Consider the following 15,448-nt stretch of genomic DNA (forward strand, 5'->3'; position numbering starts at 1 on the left):
TGGCGCTTTTGCGCTGTTGTAAGGTTGCGGTCATGTCTTTATGATTACGTTGGTTGTATGAATCAGGCAGGTGTTTTTTGCCTGTAACAATACTTTACACTGCTTTACAAAAATTGGGTGATTAATTAATATCAGTAAAATATATATACTTTATTAGTTTTAATTATTTAAGGGGATAAGTTACTAGCGATCGCTCGGTTCCAAGTTTAGAGAAGTGCGTCAGTGTGAATAATTGCGGGTTCTATCGCACTGACGCACCTTATTGGACTGAACAGCCTAAAAATGATTAACTTGAGCCTTTGAGCAAATACAACTGCAAATCCTGCTACAGCAACATCTTGATTAGCACAATAGGCTAGAGATTACCCTCCGATTGCTTAACCAGACCGCCCTAATCTAGTGGCGGTTTTTTTGGTTACTGTCTACCGTAGGCGCTCATGGGTTCTTTGATAAAGCGGATATAGAAGTGTTTAAAAGTGGACTTAATAACACGGGGCATAGCAAAATCAATGGGCATCAACTTATCGGGAAGTTGCCAATCATAAACTTTTAATAAATCAGGATGTAAGTTGGGAAACTCAACATCAGCAAGTTCTGGGCAAACCCCTAGCCTTTGGGATGCGGCAACGGTAGGCACTTGATGGGGTGGAACGTTGAGAATTTCTACCATTGCTCTATCTAGGGCAAATATATCTGATGCGGCTGCCAAGATACCCAAGGCACGAGGTTCGCCGCCACTGGGACCATTACCTTCATGACCGATAATGCCGTCTAAAATAGTTAAATCTGGGTTAATTGCCCTGGCGGTTTCTACCAGCATTTCCCCGAATCGGTCAGCATCCTTCCCAGCTTCCATATGCCACCACGCTTTCATCTTGCCAGGAACGCAACCAAAGAGGTTTTTTACGCCCAAAGTTACAGTTAATTGGGCATGGGATTTGACTTTTGGTAAGTTAATCACCACATCTGCTTCCATAACTTCTTTACTCAGCAGCAAGTGATTAAAGTTTTCACTAACAGTTTCGTAACGTTTGCCATGAAAATCGATGATTGGCAGATTGAGTTCTTGGATAAGTGGCTGATAACCGTTGGCGATCGCTACACCTTTAGCACTACCAAATGCTGGACTATCCCCCAAAAATGGTTTTCCACCTGCGGCGATTACCATTTGGGCAACTGCATAAACCAGCTCGGCACGGGTGGTACATTCTTTAGTGGGACGCGCACCCGTGAGTAAATTAGGTTTGAGTAAAACCCGTTGTCCTGGTTTAACAAAAGTAGCCATCCCCCCAAAAGGTTCTAGCAAGGTAATGAGAGATTCTTTTAAAGCGTCTCGTTCGTAAGAAGTAGCCCGGATCAGGCTGACAGATGGGTTTTGGTTGTGCATGGATGATTTTGTAGGTAGTTAGGAGAAGAGGCTGGGGAGGTAGAGGGGCAGGGGAAGAAGGGGAAGGGGGAGACTTACTGCAAGATTTTCGCCCAATCCCCAATCCCCAGTCCCTAAATTACTCTGCCTGGAGTGGCAATATACTACTCATTTCTTCTAGATTTAACACGGTGGCTAACTCTGCCTCGCTCATCAGTCCTTTTTCTAACACAATCTGCCGTAGAGATTTTCCTGTGTTTAAAGATTCTTTGGCGACATCTGCGGCATTTAAATAACCAATATGAGTGTTGAGGGCGGTAACTAAAGCTAAACTGCCTTCGGCGTAAGCTAAACACCGTTCTTTGTTAGCGGTAATTCCTTGAATACAGCGTTCTGTGAGGGCGGCGATGGTTGACCCAAGAATTTCAATGCTGTGAATTAAATCATAGGCAATCAACGGCATCATCACGTTTAATTCTAATTGTCCAGCTTGGGCTGCAAGAGCGATCGCCTGATCGTAACCCATCACCTGGAAACACACCATCGATGTCATCTCTGCCATGACGGGGTTATATTTGCCTGGCATGATTGAGGAACCGGGTTGTACGGGTGGTAGTTGAATTTCTTTTAAACCAGTTTTTGGCCCGGAGTCCATCAGCCGCAAGTCGTGAGAGATTTTCGCTAAGTCTTGGGCTAGGTTGCGGATTGCCCCGGAAACGTTCACAAATGGGGACATACTCTGCATGGCAGCCATGAGATGGGGGGCGGGTTGTAGTGGTAAGTTTAGTAATTCTGCCAGTACTTCCACCACACGGGCGCGGTATTGGGGATGGGTGTTTAAGCCTGTTCCCGCCGCACTACCACCTAAACCAAGTACCATCAAGTCTCCAGAGGCGGTGTAAATGCGGTTTTGGTGTTCTGAGAGGATGTGCGCCCAAGCGGCGAAATTATCACCCAACCGCACGGGAACGGCATCTTGTAAATGGGTTCTGCCGGATTTGACGATATCTTGAAATTCTACAGCTTTGTTTTCTAAGGCGGCGATCGCTTTTTCTAATGCTGGCTGTAATGTTTTGGTCAGTGCCAATAAGCCGCCGATGCGAATTGCAGTAGGAATGACATCGTTGGTAGACTGCCCATAGTTCACATGATCATTAGGGCTAACTCGTTTGTAATTACCTTTTTCTGCACCCAAAATTTCCAAAGCCCGATTTGCTAGGACTTCGTTAATGTTCATGTGGTGGGATGTCCCTGCACCAGCTTGGTAGACATCCACGACAAACTGATCCCTTAACTTCCCTGCCAGAATTTCATCGGTTGCTTGCACAATCGCTTGGCTAATATCTTGGGGAATACAGCCTAGTTCTCCATTGACAATTGCTGTAGCTTTTTTAATTAGAAGACCAGCATCTACGTAAGTAGGTAAGGGCTTAAGACCGCTAATGGGGAAATTTTCAATGGCTCGGAGAGTTTGAATACCGTAATAAACATCACTAGCAATTTGGCGATCGCCCATCGAATCGCGTTCAATACGAAAATCTGTATTTGTAGTCATCTGATTGTGGAGATAATCTCAAAATACAGATCATGCCATGCAAACAGACTAAAAAGCTATTTGCCAACGATTCAGTCCAGGGGGTCGAACTTATTGACGATGAGTGCTACGGGAATCATGGGTAAACCAACAAGTAGGCAAGTTAACCATTGAGTTAAGTTCAATGGAGCAGTAGCAAACAACTGATTCATCAAGTTCCATTGACTGAAAATTATCTGCAAAATTATTGTAGTTACAATGCCGATAGCTATGGCTGATATATCGCTAAGTTTCTGCCTAACTCCCCGCAGGAAGTTAATAGCAGCAATTCCTAATTGACTAATACTTAAAAGATAAAAAATTCTTCCAGATACTAAAGCCTGAATTGCCATTGTTCTGGCTAAATCTATATTGCCTGTAGATTGTTTAATCCATTCAAATACACCAAAAATTAATATCCAGTTAAAGATAGAAATTGTAAAGATGCGCTTGACTAAACTTTTGGAGAGTAATGGCTCACGAGGGCTACGGGGTGGTAATTGCATTACTCGTGGGGACTTTGGTTCAAAGGCTAAGGGTACAGTCATAGCGATGGAATTAACCATATTTAACCAGAGGACTTGTAAGGATAAAATTGGTAATTCTCTGGCGAGTAATACACTGATGAGAATCGTCATGGATTCGCCGCCATTCACAGGTAAGATGAAGGCGATCGCTTTTAATAAATTGCGGTAAACAGTCCGTCCTTCCTGCACTGCCGCTTCTATGGAAGCAAAGTTATCATCAGTCAAAATCATGTCGGCGGCTTCTTTGGCTACCTCTGTACCTGCACCCCCCATTGCAATGCCAATATCGGCTTGTCTCAAGGCTGGTGCATCGTTCACACCATCTCCCGTCATCGCTACAACCTCGCCCTTTGACTGCAAGGCTTCTACAAGGCGGAGTTTCTGTTCTGGGGCAACACGGGCAAATACAGCCCCATCTTCTATAGCAGTAGCCAGTTGTGTTTGTGACATTTGGGCTAGTTGCGCGCCAGTAAAGGCGAGGACTTCCCCATTTTGATTAAAGCCCATCCGTTGAGCGATCGCTTGTGCAGTGGCAGCATGGTCGCCTGTAATCATTTTTACTTGAATCCCCGCATTCTGACAAGCAGCTACGGCGGCGATCGCTTCTGCTCTTGGGGGATCGATCATTCCTTGCAATCCCAAGAAAACCAAATCCTTGTCGATATCTGCATGATCTAGGGAATCTTGACTAACAGATACCGATTTCCGTGCAAACGCCAACACCCGCAAACCCTGATGAGCCATTGCTTCAACTTCTTGATGTAGAGTCTGGGCATCCACGGAAACAAGATTACCCCCAGCGTCTAACATCTGCTGACAACGTTGCACAATTGCCTCAACGGAACCCTTTACATATATAGTCCTGACTTTCGTAGAATTTCCTCCACTCCCCCCTTCATGCAAAGTTGCCATGTACTGAAACTCAGACTCAAAGGGGATAACATCTAGCCTGGGCATTTCTGATTCTAAGTTATTACTAGTCAGCCCCACTTTATTTGCCACAACTATCAACGCTCCTTCAGTAGGATCGCCGATGACTTGCCATTCTCCTTCCTTCTGCTCTAAGTGGGAATCATTACATAACAATCCGGCTTGCAGACATTCTGCCAATACGGGAGAACTACGCCAATCTACTGGCTGTTCATCTAATAAGATTTCACCTCCGGGAATATAACCTGTCCCTGTAACTGTGTAGTATTCACCACCTGCATAAATCGCCTGTACAGTCATCTGGTTTTCGGTGAGTGTACCTGTTTTATCCGAGCAGATAACTGTAGCACCGCCGAGGGTTTCCACGGCTGGTAATTTCCGGACGATCGCGTGTCGCTTCGCCATCCGGGAAACACCTATTGCCAATGTTACCGTCACTACAGCAGGTAATCCTTCAGGAATGGCACTAACAGCAAAAGCCACCGCCGCTTCAAACATACCTGCCCAGGAATTACCGTATCCCAGTCCAACGGCAAAGGTTAGGGCAGCGATGCCCAGAATTATGTATAGTAATGTGCGGCTAAATTTATCAAATTTTCGCGTTAGGGGAGTCTTGAGGCTTGTACCCTGTTCCATCAGTTGGGATATCCGCCCGGTTTCCGTAGCTTCCCCAATGGCTACAACAATCCCCTTACCAGTGCCAAAGGTCACAAAACTGCCAGCATAAGCCATGTTGCTGCGTTCTGCTAAAACTGCATCCGCGTCCACAGGTTCGGTATTTTTCTCAATAGCAACTGACTCACCCGTAAGGGCAGATTCATTCACTTGGAGATTGCGGGACTGAATCAGACGCAAATCGGCGGGTACTTTATCACCAGAAGTCAGTAGTACTAAATCCCCTGGGACTAACTCTTGTGAAGGAACTTGTACCTTTTGACCGTTGCGAAAGATAGTTGCATTAGTTTGGACTGAAGAAGCTAAAGCTGCGATCGCGCTTTCAGCTTTCGATTCTTGCACAAAACCAATAATGGCATTAATTAAGGTGACACCCCAAATCACCCAAGCATTCACCCACTGCCCAATTAAAGCTTTGATTACACCCGCAATCAGCAAAATGTACAGCAACGGCTGATTAAATTGCAGCAGAAATCTGACTATGGGACTGGTTCCCTTTTTACCCTTGAGTTCATTCGCACCAAAGCTTTCCTGCCGTTTTGACACCTGATTTGATGTCAAACCTGTGTCTAGATTTGCATCTAAATATTGAGCCACTTTTGATGCAGATAAATTGTGCCATTGATGTGACTGGATAATTTCTTTAACTTTTGCTGTCATTTTGTTGCCTCAATATTTCCCATAGGCAGGCTAAACGTAGAGCATTAGCTGTCTGGTCTTGGGCTAATCATGACAATTATGAAGAATAAATGTGATGGAAAAGTGACTAAAGCAGTCCACTTTGAATTACTCAGCAAACTGGTAACGAGTGATACGCTTAATTGTAGTTAAATCTAAACCCAATTCTTCACTGATTCCCGCCTCTATGGTAGCAATATCTGTTGTAGGTAGTTCAAGTTCTAAATTTTTGATGGCTGAGTCTGCTGTTTTAATACTAACCTTCGTAAATCCTCCTTGCTGCTTAATTTCTGCTTTAATGGCTAACACAGCAACAGAGAACTGAACTTTAATTTGGTTATTTGCTTCCAAATAAGATTTAGTATCATACTCGTAACTTAACATCTGGTTGGCAATAGTCTTGCCTCCCAACCAGATACTTGCGCCGATGATCGGTAATGGTAGCCAAAATTCTAATCCCAAGGACAAAAGCAAGCGCCACATACCAAGAAGCGGATTACGGTTACGCATAGAAAATTAACTATATTTATTGAGAATAATTAGTATTATTATAAGAAAATGTTCTCATTCTTGTATGTAAGCTGTTAAGCGTTGTTATGAAAATATTGGTGGTCGAGGATGATCCAGAAATCTTAGAACCTTTAAATACAGTGCTTTCAAGAGCAGGGCATATTGTTGATGGGGTTAATAGCTGTGAACTAGCCACGGATTTGCTAGCTGAAAAAGATTACGATTTACTCATACTCGATTGGATATTACCTACAGGAAGTGGCATTAATTTGTGCCAAAATTATCGGCAAATAGGTAAAACTGCTCCCGTTCTCATGCTTACGGCTAAAGACAGTATTGCAGATAAAATCAAGGGACTAGATGCGGGAGCGGATGACTATCTTGTTAAACCTGTCGATATGCTAGAGTTACTAGCAAGAGTGCGTGCTTTAGGAAGGCGATCGCCTGTTTGGCAAGACCAAATATTAAAGTTTGCTGACTTACAACTCAACTTAGACACCCACACAGCACAGCGACACCAGCAACAAGTACAACTTTCTGTGCGTGAGCGTCAATTGCTAGAATACTTTTTGCGTCATCCTCACCAAGTTATCAGCCGTGACAAATTAGAGCAAGCCTTGTGGACATGGGACGCAGAACTAGGAACTAATGCCATCACCGTGCAGATTCGACGACTAAGACAACGCCTCCAACCGCTAGGGTCTGATCAGTGGATTGAAACCGTCTATGGTTTGGGCTACCGTCTCATCAAACCTGATGTAAATTAATCTATTTATTGCCATTTTTTACTAATAAATACTGGGGAATGGGGACTGAGTCGAGGAACGAAAAACTAATGACCAATGACTAATATATTTCGCCGCAGTCGTCGCAACTTAGCACGTTGGTTTACTCTCTCAATGGGGAGTATTCTGGTGATTTTTGCCTGTGGGATCTATGTTGGTGTTGTTCAAGACCGCCAAAAAGCCTTCGATGAGGAACTCTACAGCAAAAGCCGTGTGATGGCTGCGGGAATCCGCTATCGTCTACAACAAGGTCAATGGCGAGTCAAGCTAGATGATGTTCCTTTGTTGGGCAGTAATACTTTATATATAGAAAGATTAGAAAGTGAAATTGCTTACGCTCGCTGGTACTCTCCAGCAGGTAAGTTATTACTTTTTGTGAAAGAACAACCGCCACCATCTGTCAAGATTTCCCCAGGATTTGCCACATTACGGTTATCGCGTACAGAATCAGCCTCAGAATCCCAGGTATGGTTACGCCAAGTCACTCTACCAGTACTACAAGATGGAATCTTGCTGGGATATCTGCAAATAGCTTCTCCCCTGACCCCTGTGCAAGAAACGCTGACGCAACTTTGTTTGTTATTAGCTGTTGGCGTACCCTTAGGAATAGCTGCTATTGGGATGACAGGCTGGTTTTTAGGTGGTTTGGCGATGCAGCCTATTTATGAATCCTATGAACGACTCAATCGTTTTACCTCCTATGCTTCCCATGAACTGAGAAACCCCCTGGCTAAGGTATTAAGTCACGCCCAATTAGGTTTAATGTCGTTATTAGAGCCTGAAACTGAAGCTCGTTCTCGTTTACAAACGATTATTAAAACTACTAAAACCATCAGCAATCTTGTTAGTGATTTATTGTTTTTGGCGCGTCATGAAGGGGAAATAAATCCGCAAATATTGAAACAAATCGACCTCGTAGAATTACTAGGAGATATCGCTCAAGAGCAAGCTATTTATTGTGAAGATAAGGAATTAACATTGAAAATAAATCTGCCGCAAACAGGTATCAAGATATTAGCAGAACCAGATTTATTATGTCAGGCAATATTGAATTTATTAAGCAATGCTATTAAATATACTCCTGCTGGTGGCACTGTGGAGTTAAGACTAATTCAAGATTCGCGCCATGTAAATATTCAAATCGCCGATAACGGTACAGGTATTCCTGCCGCAGATATACCTTATATTTTTGAGCAATTCTATCGTAGTGATGTTCACAGAACGCACAATGGTTGTGGTTTAGGTTTAGCGATCGCACAACAAATTATCCAAGCCCACAAAGGTAAAATTACAGTTAGCAGTACCTTCGGTCAAGGCTCTCGCTTTCAAATCGAACTGTTTTATGTCAAAATCGGCTGAGGTTAGCACCAAAATTTCCTATAATTTTTCATGCGTAGAGATTCTATCTTTTACAAACTGTTTCAACAATTTCCTACTCTATTGTTTCAATTACTAGCAACACCTCCAAGCAATGCAGATGCTTATCGATTTGACTCGGTAGCTGTAAAAGAACCTAAATTTGAAATTGATGGAGTGTTTCTCCCACCAGAAAATGAGGGTGCTGGAATTGTATATTTTTGTGAGGTGCAGTTTCAGAAAGATGAACAACTTTACGAAAGAGTATTTGCAGAGTCTTCATTATATTTCTATCGTAATCGAGGCAGGTTTAGTGATTGGCAAGCAGTAATAATTTACCCATCTCGTAGTATTGAACAAAATGATATTCATCCCCATCGTTCATTACTGAATGGCGAACAAGTCCATCGAGTGTATTTGGATGAATTGGGAGATATTCATCAATTACCCGTATGGATAGCATTGATGGTACTCACTACTTTAGAGGAAAATCAAGCAGCAGAAGCAGCCAGAGACTTGTTGACAAGAACTCGTGAAGAAGTAAACGAGCAAGGGAGTCGCGCCATAATAGAAATGATTACAACAATTATGGTGTACAAGTTTGAACAATTAAGCAGAATGGAGGTTGAGTCTATGTTGGGAATAACACTCAAAGAAACGAGAGTTTATCGAGAAATTAAGGAAGAAGGGCGTGAGGAAGCAACAGTTAATCTCGTTATTCGACTGCTAACTAAGCGCTTTGGAGAAATTTCTGGGGAAATACGCTCCTCAATAGCTGATTTACCTTTACCTGTTCTGGAAGATTTGAGCGAAGCATTGTTAGATTTTACCAGTTTGGCTGATTTACAGGCTTGGTTAGACAGAAGTTGAGGAAAAGTAAGGGAAAATTCTCTTGTTATTTTTCTGTTATGTTTATCTGTCAAACTCTTCGTATTCACAACACTGAGCCACAAGACCCTATGTTACGAAGAGTTTTTCTAGTTAATACTGTAACGGCGATCGCTGCTACACTCCTATTACCAGCCGCAGCTTTGGCGAAACCTCCAGAGACTGAAGCCAAAAAGGGAAAAGGCCACAAGCATAAGCCTGAAAAGTCAAAACATCACGACAGCAAAGACGAATCGACTCCAAGCAAGGCTGAAACAGTAGCAGATTCCCAACCCATCGCCAAAGAAAAGATAGCTGCTAAACCTGAAGAAGCACACGGACATAAATCTAAAAAATCAAAGCATCCCTCACACCAAGAAAAATCTGTTAAAGATGAAGAATCTGCGGCTGTTAAAACCGTAGAAGTATCACCTACTGAAAGTATTTAGGAATATGGATTGGAGTGCTGCGTTACCAACTTTCTTCATTACCTTAAGAGAAGGTGTAGAAGCTGCTTTAGTTGTGGGTATTGTCTTCGCCTGTTTGCAACAAGCTGAACAACAAAAACTGCATCGTTGGGTATATTTAGGAATTTTTACTGCTACCATAGCTAGTTTTGTGGTTGGTTTATTACTAAATTTAGGTATCCAAGGATTGCAAACATCAGAGTATATCTATGCACCTGTTTTTAAGCAATTGTTTGAGGTGGGATTGGGTGTAATTGCGATCGCTATGCTCAGTTGGATGCTGATCTGGATGACTAAACAAGCGCGGTTTCTCAAAGCAGAAATCGAAGGCTCTGTAAAAAGTGCTTTAGGTGAAGACAACAAAGCTTCCTGGGCAATTTTTAGCCTGATTTTTATTGCTGTGTTTCGGGAAGGGTTGGAAACGGCTGTGTTTATCGTCGCTAAATTCCAAGACGGTTGGACACCTGTACTCGGTGCGATCGCAGGACTAGGTATGGCGGTGTTAATTGGGATGCTCCTATTTAAATGGAGCATCAAAATTAATTTACGGCAATTTTTTCAAGCAATGGGTGTATTGCTGCTGCTGATTGTTTCTGGGTTAGTAATTTCTGCTTTGCGCCATCTGGATGCGGCGGCGATCGCTTTTAACCAAATCAATCCCTCAATATCTAATACTTGCGGACTAGAAAACACCTCTTGTCTTCTTGGCCCCATCGTTTGGAATTTATCAGGAATCTTACCTGATAGACAGTTTCCGGGAATTTTGCTCAAAACCCTATTTGGCTACACCCAAAAACTGTATCTCGTACAGGCGATCGCTTATCTGCTGTTTTGCGTCATAGTAGGTAACTTATACTTCCGTAGCCTGAATCAACCTACACAAATCCAAGCAACAACAAAACCTGCCACAAATTCTTGATTTTTTATTAATTAAAACTAGATATTCTCTTCTCTGTGCTTCTGTGCCTCTGTGGTAAAAACTCTTTTTAAATATAAAGACACGAAGACACAAAGAGTTGCATTCTAGAGACGAATCATGATAAATTTATCGCCAATAACTCTCAATTAACTGCGTCTGTATACGCCAATTAACATCACGAATTACTAGATTTGTTGCTAGTCAATTTGTGCTGCATAGTCTTTTTTTTATAGCTATAAATTTGGTGATACATCTAAGAATTAATTGGGAAGTTAATGATTTTCTTGACATAATTTGTCAGAAAAAAAGGCAAGCTGCAACTTGCCCGAAAATTTATTGATTTCATCTTCTAGTATGCAAAGCAATTTGATTTTTTTCAACAGACAATTGTTGATCACCTTTTGTATGTCTATGGCGATCGCCGGAGGTGGGCGTTTCGCATCGGCGAATGAACCAGAACAAGTAAACCCTGATCCCAAAATAACGAGTCAGATTCCCAACCTCAGTGACATACAAATTCCTCAAAATAGCGCCCAGTTGTTAACTCAAGACGCATCAACAGATACACCAGAAGCCAGCGAAGACGCAGATATTGAACTGGATGTGATAGGTACACCACTAGTGAACTTTATCGAAGAACGGCAAAATTCACCCACCGGGGTAATTATTCTAGATCAGCAGGAAATTCAACGGTTTAACTATAGAACCATCGGTGAAGTACTACGTCGTCAACCGGGTGTAGTGTTGGGAGGCCCTCCTGGGGAAGATAAAGACGTGCGACTGTTGGGATTACCTAAAGAATATACACAAATTTTAATTAATGGTCAGCGTTTCCCCGATGGTGGTGAAAACCGCGAGTTTAAAGTAGACCGGATTCCCGTCAGTTTAGTAGAAAGAATTGAGATTATTAGTAACCCCACCGCCACCCAAAATTCTCAGGGTGTAGCGGGGACTGTAAATATTATTCTCAAAAAAGCCCCAGATAGGCGAATATCTGACCTCACTATCACCGGAACAACCTCGGAAAGTGCGGGGCCTTTTGGTGGTATCAGCTTACTTTACGGCGATAAACAAGGAGATTTCAGTTACTTAATCAGTGCGGGAGTTCAACAACGGGAAGCGCCAAAGGATAAATTCAAGCAAACCTTAGATTTGCAAAATCGCCCCACCCAAACAGAACAGGAAAATGAAGATAAAAGTCTTTTGGATATTAGCATAGCACCGCGTTTTGTTTGGCAGGTTTCCCCCAAAGATACCATCAGTTTTGATCCTCTATTTTTGCGAACCGAGGAAGAGAAAGACGCAACCCGTAACGTTAATAATCAGAGGTTCTTTTCCCCTAGTGGTAGAGTCCAAGAACTACAACAGCAAACCGTCAAGCTTGATGAAGATAAGACGATTACAGGGTGGCGTTTAGGTGGTAGTTGGGAACGTCAGTTAAGCGCGACTGCTGACATGAAATTGGGTTTGTTATTTCAAAGTACCGATGAAACCAAAGAGAAGGTAGAAATTATTGACACTACTACAAATACCTTTCGTAATACTAACGGTAGTCCTTTAGATAGGGTGAGAAATGTCTCCAGCATCAAGCGGGAAGCAGAGACAAAGACAGACGAAGAGTTACTCGGAACCTTAAGCTTTAACTTCCAACCTTGGGAGAACCACAAATTTATTGTAGGGCTAGAGGGGAGTCTGCGCGATCGCGAGAAAAAGAAAATCACGAGCGAACAACAAACAGCCCCCACCTTGACTGCTGCGGTGGAAAGAACCGCACCCAAAGATGTTTATAGCATTGAGGAAAATCAGCTAAACGTCTATATCCAAGATGAAATTCGTCTAGGTGAAAAGCATACTCTCACAGCAGGATTGCGAATGGAGATGGTAGATAACAAAGCTACCGCCGGGGACAGTAGTACCATTGGACAATCAGGGACGATATTTAACCCCTCACTCCATTACAAATATCGAGTTTTTCCCACCACAGTTTTTCGTCTCAGCGCCGCGCGGACAATTCGTCGTCCTAAATTTGATGATCTCATCCCCTTCCGTGAATCAAAAAATGGTACTTTACTTCAACCAGATACAGTTGGTAATCCTAATTTAATCCCAGAAACTTCCCTTGGTTTAGAAACAGGAATTGAACAATCTTGGGGAAATAATACTGGTGCATTTGGTTTAAATGCTTTTTATCGGTGGGTGGATGACAAAATCGAAAATGAGATAAATTTCAATTCTGAAAATAATCGTTATGAACAATTACCCAGAAATGTAGGCGATGGGAAAATCTATGGCTTGAGGCTAGATTTACAAACACGTACACCTTTTCTTGGCTTACCAAACTTAACCCTATTTGGTAATGTTTCTTTCCTTGGTTCGGAAATTGAAGACAGAATTAGTGGAGAAATTCGCCGCTTTAAAGAACAACCTGCATATGTAGCAAATTTAGGTTTTGACTACGTAATTCCAGAGTGGGGGATGAACTTTGGTTTAACATATAACATTCTTCCTGGGTTTGAAAACCGCGAACTCAAAGACGGCAAAATTGAAGTTACTAAGCAAGCAGGCGAAAACAGTTTAGATGCTTACATGGCGTTTCGTTTAACTAATAATGTGCAACTGAGTTTATTCGGTAAAAACCTTTTGGCGGCTGAGAGAAGTAAAGACCGTACCGTTTTCAGTTCTACTGGTATATTTGAAAATTCACGTATTGAGAGGGAAACCGCAGAAAGACTGTATGGGATTAGTTTGTCATGGCAATTTTAGATTGCTGTATTGATGTTTAGACTAGGGGAAATGTTTGGTAGTAAGCACTTTATTGCTTAGAAAACAAGGATTAAAGTACTTGCTACAAACTAAAAATTATGAATGATGAGTTATGAATAATCCAGAACACAGAATTAATCGTGAACTAGCCCCAGAGGTTTTTCAATTAGCGGCTGAATTATATGCCCAAAAACAGCAAGAATATTCTCTCCAAGAACTAATAATGATTGGGGAAGAAGCTAAAATTCCGGCGGAATTTATTCAGCAAGCTGTTGAATTAATTCAAATTAGACAACAAAAAACTCGAAAAATTAAGATTAGTAAAAAATATCCTAAATTAAAACTGTCTTTACTAGGATGTGCAGTCACCTCTGTGACTTTGATATTAGGTGCATGGGGATATAACCAAATATTTACTAACAAAAGCGAATCAGATCATCCTGTAGGTATTTTGCCTGGAGAACAAGAAAAAAGACATCTAGGTAATGTGGAACGTTATCTGTTGAATAAAGAAGGATTAGTAGATGGACTCTTACTCAATGATGATAAACAAGTCAAGTTTCCCTCTCATATAAGTGATCAGATAGTAGCTGCTATCAAACCAGGGGATGCTATAGAAGTTGTGGGGAAGTTCGGAATTAAAAGTGTTTATGGACAAGCAATAGAGGGACGTATCGTTACTAATACAGATACTCAGGCCGTTGTTATCAAGCAAGGTAAACCAAAAGGTAAGAAAAGACTAGAACCAACCGATTTAAGCCTGATCAAAATTGATGATGTAGTCCAGCATTGGTTAGTTGATGATAAAGGAAAAATCAGAGGTGCAATTTTAACATCTGGTACACAAATGCACCTGGCTAAACCTTTAGCTAAACAATTAGATCAACTAGCTAAAATTGGGAGTCAAATCAAAGCAGATGGTGTTGGTAGACAAACTGCAAATGGAGAAGTGGTAGAGGTGATTTCTCTGAATATTGATGGACAAGTATTACCAAGTTATCAATAGTCAGAAATAAATACCCCACGTCTTAAAGAAGCCGGGGATATTCACCAAAAAATCCTCTCAATAGGGATAGATATGAAACAATCATTACAATCAAATCCAGGTTGGTCTTTATTTTTCGATATGTTAAAAGTGCTGCTTACCTATCCTCAATGGTTAATAGCAGCAATTATTTCTACTATTGTAGTTGCAGCCTTAGAACCTAGTTTGGCTTGGATGGGTAAGAAGGTAGTAGACGACTTTAAAAAAGGTGACATTGATATTAATTCGTCTCTAATGAATTATATTGTGGTATTTGGTGGTTTATTACTAGGTTTGGGTTTGATTAAATTAGGTGACAAAATCATTGATAAAATTTTTGAAACTAGGTTAATTATTTGTTTACAGCGCACCTATTTACAACGCCGTACAAAAGAACGTGATGCAGAAGATATTTCTCATATTCTTTATCATTGTAACCGTGCCAAACCCGGACTTGATATTATTCATAAGGACTCTTGGAAAATTATTTCTCAAACTATATCAGTAATTATTTGGCAATTAACTTTAGCCCCAGCATGGCTACCAGCTTTGTTAATTGCGGTAATTCCACCTGTTTTAATTGGGTTTATTTTTGGTCAATTTATTCAAAAATCCAGTCTAAAAATGCTCACGGCTCAAGAAAACATCGCTGCTTCCACAACAGAAGCTAAAAGACTAGAGTTAATTGAGCATCAAGAGTCATTTTTTCGCCACACTATTCGATTAGAAATGTTCAAATCGGGAACGGAAATTTTGATGGATTTGTTGACTTGGTTTGGACTTTTGGTATTAGTTTTACTCTCTTCTGTTTTTCATGTGGGAGTAGTACCAAAAGAAATTCAAGCTGGGGATTTGGTGTTGTTCTGGGGGAATTTGAATCTACTTTCTAAACCATTGGGAGACATTGTCAAGGTTTACAACAAAGCCAGAGAATCTTATCCAGCACTATTGCGGGTTTTACGTCCTACATTTCCATCTAGTCATCAAATAGAACAGGAGGTATAGTCT

12 protein-coding genes are annotated in these 15,448 nt (G+C 41.6%); 8 read left to right on the forward strand and 4 right to left on the reverse strand.

Features of this window, described 5'->3' with window-relative positions:
• Positions 1 to 415 precede the first annotated feature (415 nt).
• From ACM5QX_RS14365 to ACM5QX_RS14380, 4 genes are all read right to left on the reverse strand, one after another.
• The gene (locus tag ACM5QX_RS14365) at positions 416 to 1,387 is read right to left on the reverse strand and encodes a DUF362 domain-containing protein (protein WP_414754138.1); all 972 of its coding nucleotides are present in this window, start codon (positions 1,385 to 1,387) and stop codon (positions 416 to 418) included.
• Positions 1,388 to 1,505: 118 nt separating this feature from the next.
• Positions 1,506 to 2,921: an aspartate ammonia-lyase gene (locus tag ACM5QX_RS14370; RefSeq protein WP_414754139.1), complete on the reverse strand. Its 1,416-nt coding sequence runs from the start codon at positions 2,919 to 2,921 to the stop codon at positions 1,506 to 1,508.
• Between the two features lie 71 nt (positions 2,922 to 2,992).
• Positions 2,993 to 5,731 carry a cation-translocating P-type ATPase gene (locus tag ACM5QX_RS14375; RefSeq protein WP_414754140.1) on the reverse strand — a complete coding sequence of 913 codons (2,739 nt, stop codon included), beginning with the start codon at positions 5,729 to 5,731 and terminating at the stop codon, positions 2,993 to 2,995.
• A 126-nt stretch (positions 5,732 to 5,857) separates the two neighbouring features.
• Positions 5,858 to 6,259, reverse strand: coding sequence for a hypothetical protein (locus ACM5QX_RS14380; RefSeq protein WP_414754141.1), 402 nt, complete (start codon positions 6,257 to 6,259; stop codon positions 5,858 to 5,860).
• Between the two features lie 86 nt (positions 6,260 to 6,345).
• Here ACM5QX_RS14380 and rppA point away from each other — a divergent pair, with 86 nt between their 5' ends.
• The 8 genes from rppA (at position 6,346) to ACM5QX_RS14420 (ending at position 15,445) form a co-directional block, all read left to right on the forward strand.
• Positions 6,346 to 7,026 (forward strand): two-component system response regulator RppA, encoded by a 681-nt coding sequence (gene rppA / locus ACM5QX_RS14385; protein ID WP_414754142.1) that lies wholly within the window; start codon positions 6,346 to 6,348, stop codon positions 7,024 to 7,026.
• Positions 7,027 to 7,101: 75 nt separating this feature from the next.
• Positions 7,102 to 8,403: a sensor histidine kinase gene (locus tag ACM5QX_RS14390; protein WP_414754143.1), complete on the forward strand. Its 1,302-nt coding sequence runs from the start codon at positions 7,102 to 7,104 to the stop codon at positions 8,401 to 8,403.
• Between the two features lie 30 nt (positions 8,404 to 8,433).
• Positions 8,434 to 9,270 (forward strand): Rpn family recombination-promoting nuclease/putative transposase, encoded by an 837-nt coding sequence (locus ACM5QX_RS14395; RefSeq protein WP_414754144.1) that lies wholly within the window; start codon positions 8,434 to 8,436, stop codon positions 9,268 to 9,270.
• Positions 9,271 to 9,359: 89 nt separating this feature from the next.
• On the forward strand, positions 9,360 to 9,716 hold the full coding sequence (locus ACM5QX_RS14400; protein WP_414754145.1) for a hypothetical protein: 357 nt from the start codon (positions 9,360 to 9,362) through the stop codon (positions 9,714 to 9,716).
• Between the two features lie 4 nt (positions 9,717 to 9,720).
• Positions 9,721 to 10,653, forward strand: coding sequence for an FTR1 family iron permease (locus ACM5QX_RS14405; RefSeq protein ID WP_414754146.1), 933 nt, complete (start codon positions 9,721 to 9,723; stop codon positions 10,651 to 10,653).
• Positions 10,654 to 11,007: 354 nt separating this feature from the next.
• A complete protein-coding gene (locus ACM5QX_RS14410; RefSeq protein WP_414754147.1) occupies positions 11,008 to 13,416 on the forward strand; it encodes a TonB-dependent receptor plug domain-containing protein in 2,409 nt (802 codons plus the stop codon).
• A 112-nt stretch (positions 13,417 to 13,528) separates the two neighbouring features.
• Positions 13,529 to 14,422, forward strand: coding sequence for a hypothetical protein (locus ACM5QX_RS14415; RefSeq protein WP_414754148.1), 894 nt, complete (start codon positions 13,529 to 13,531; stop codon positions 14,420 to 14,422).
• A 72-nt stretch (positions 14,423 to 14,494) separates the two neighbouring features.
• The gene (locus ACM5QX_RS14420; protein WP_414754149.1) at positions 14,495 to 15,445 is read left to right on the forward strand and encodes an ABC transporter ATP-binding protein; all 951 of its coding nucleotides are present in this window, start codon (positions 14,495 to 14,497) and stop codon (positions 15,443 to 15,445) included.
• Positions 15,446 to 15,448 lie beyond the last annotated feature (3 nt).

The sequence above is a fragment of the Anabaena sp. CCY 9910 genome (assembly GCF_963920875.1).
GTDB classification, from domain to species: domain Bacteria; phylum Cyanobacteriota; class Cyanobacteriia; order Cyanobacteriales; family Nostocaceae; genus Trichormus; species Trichormus variabilis.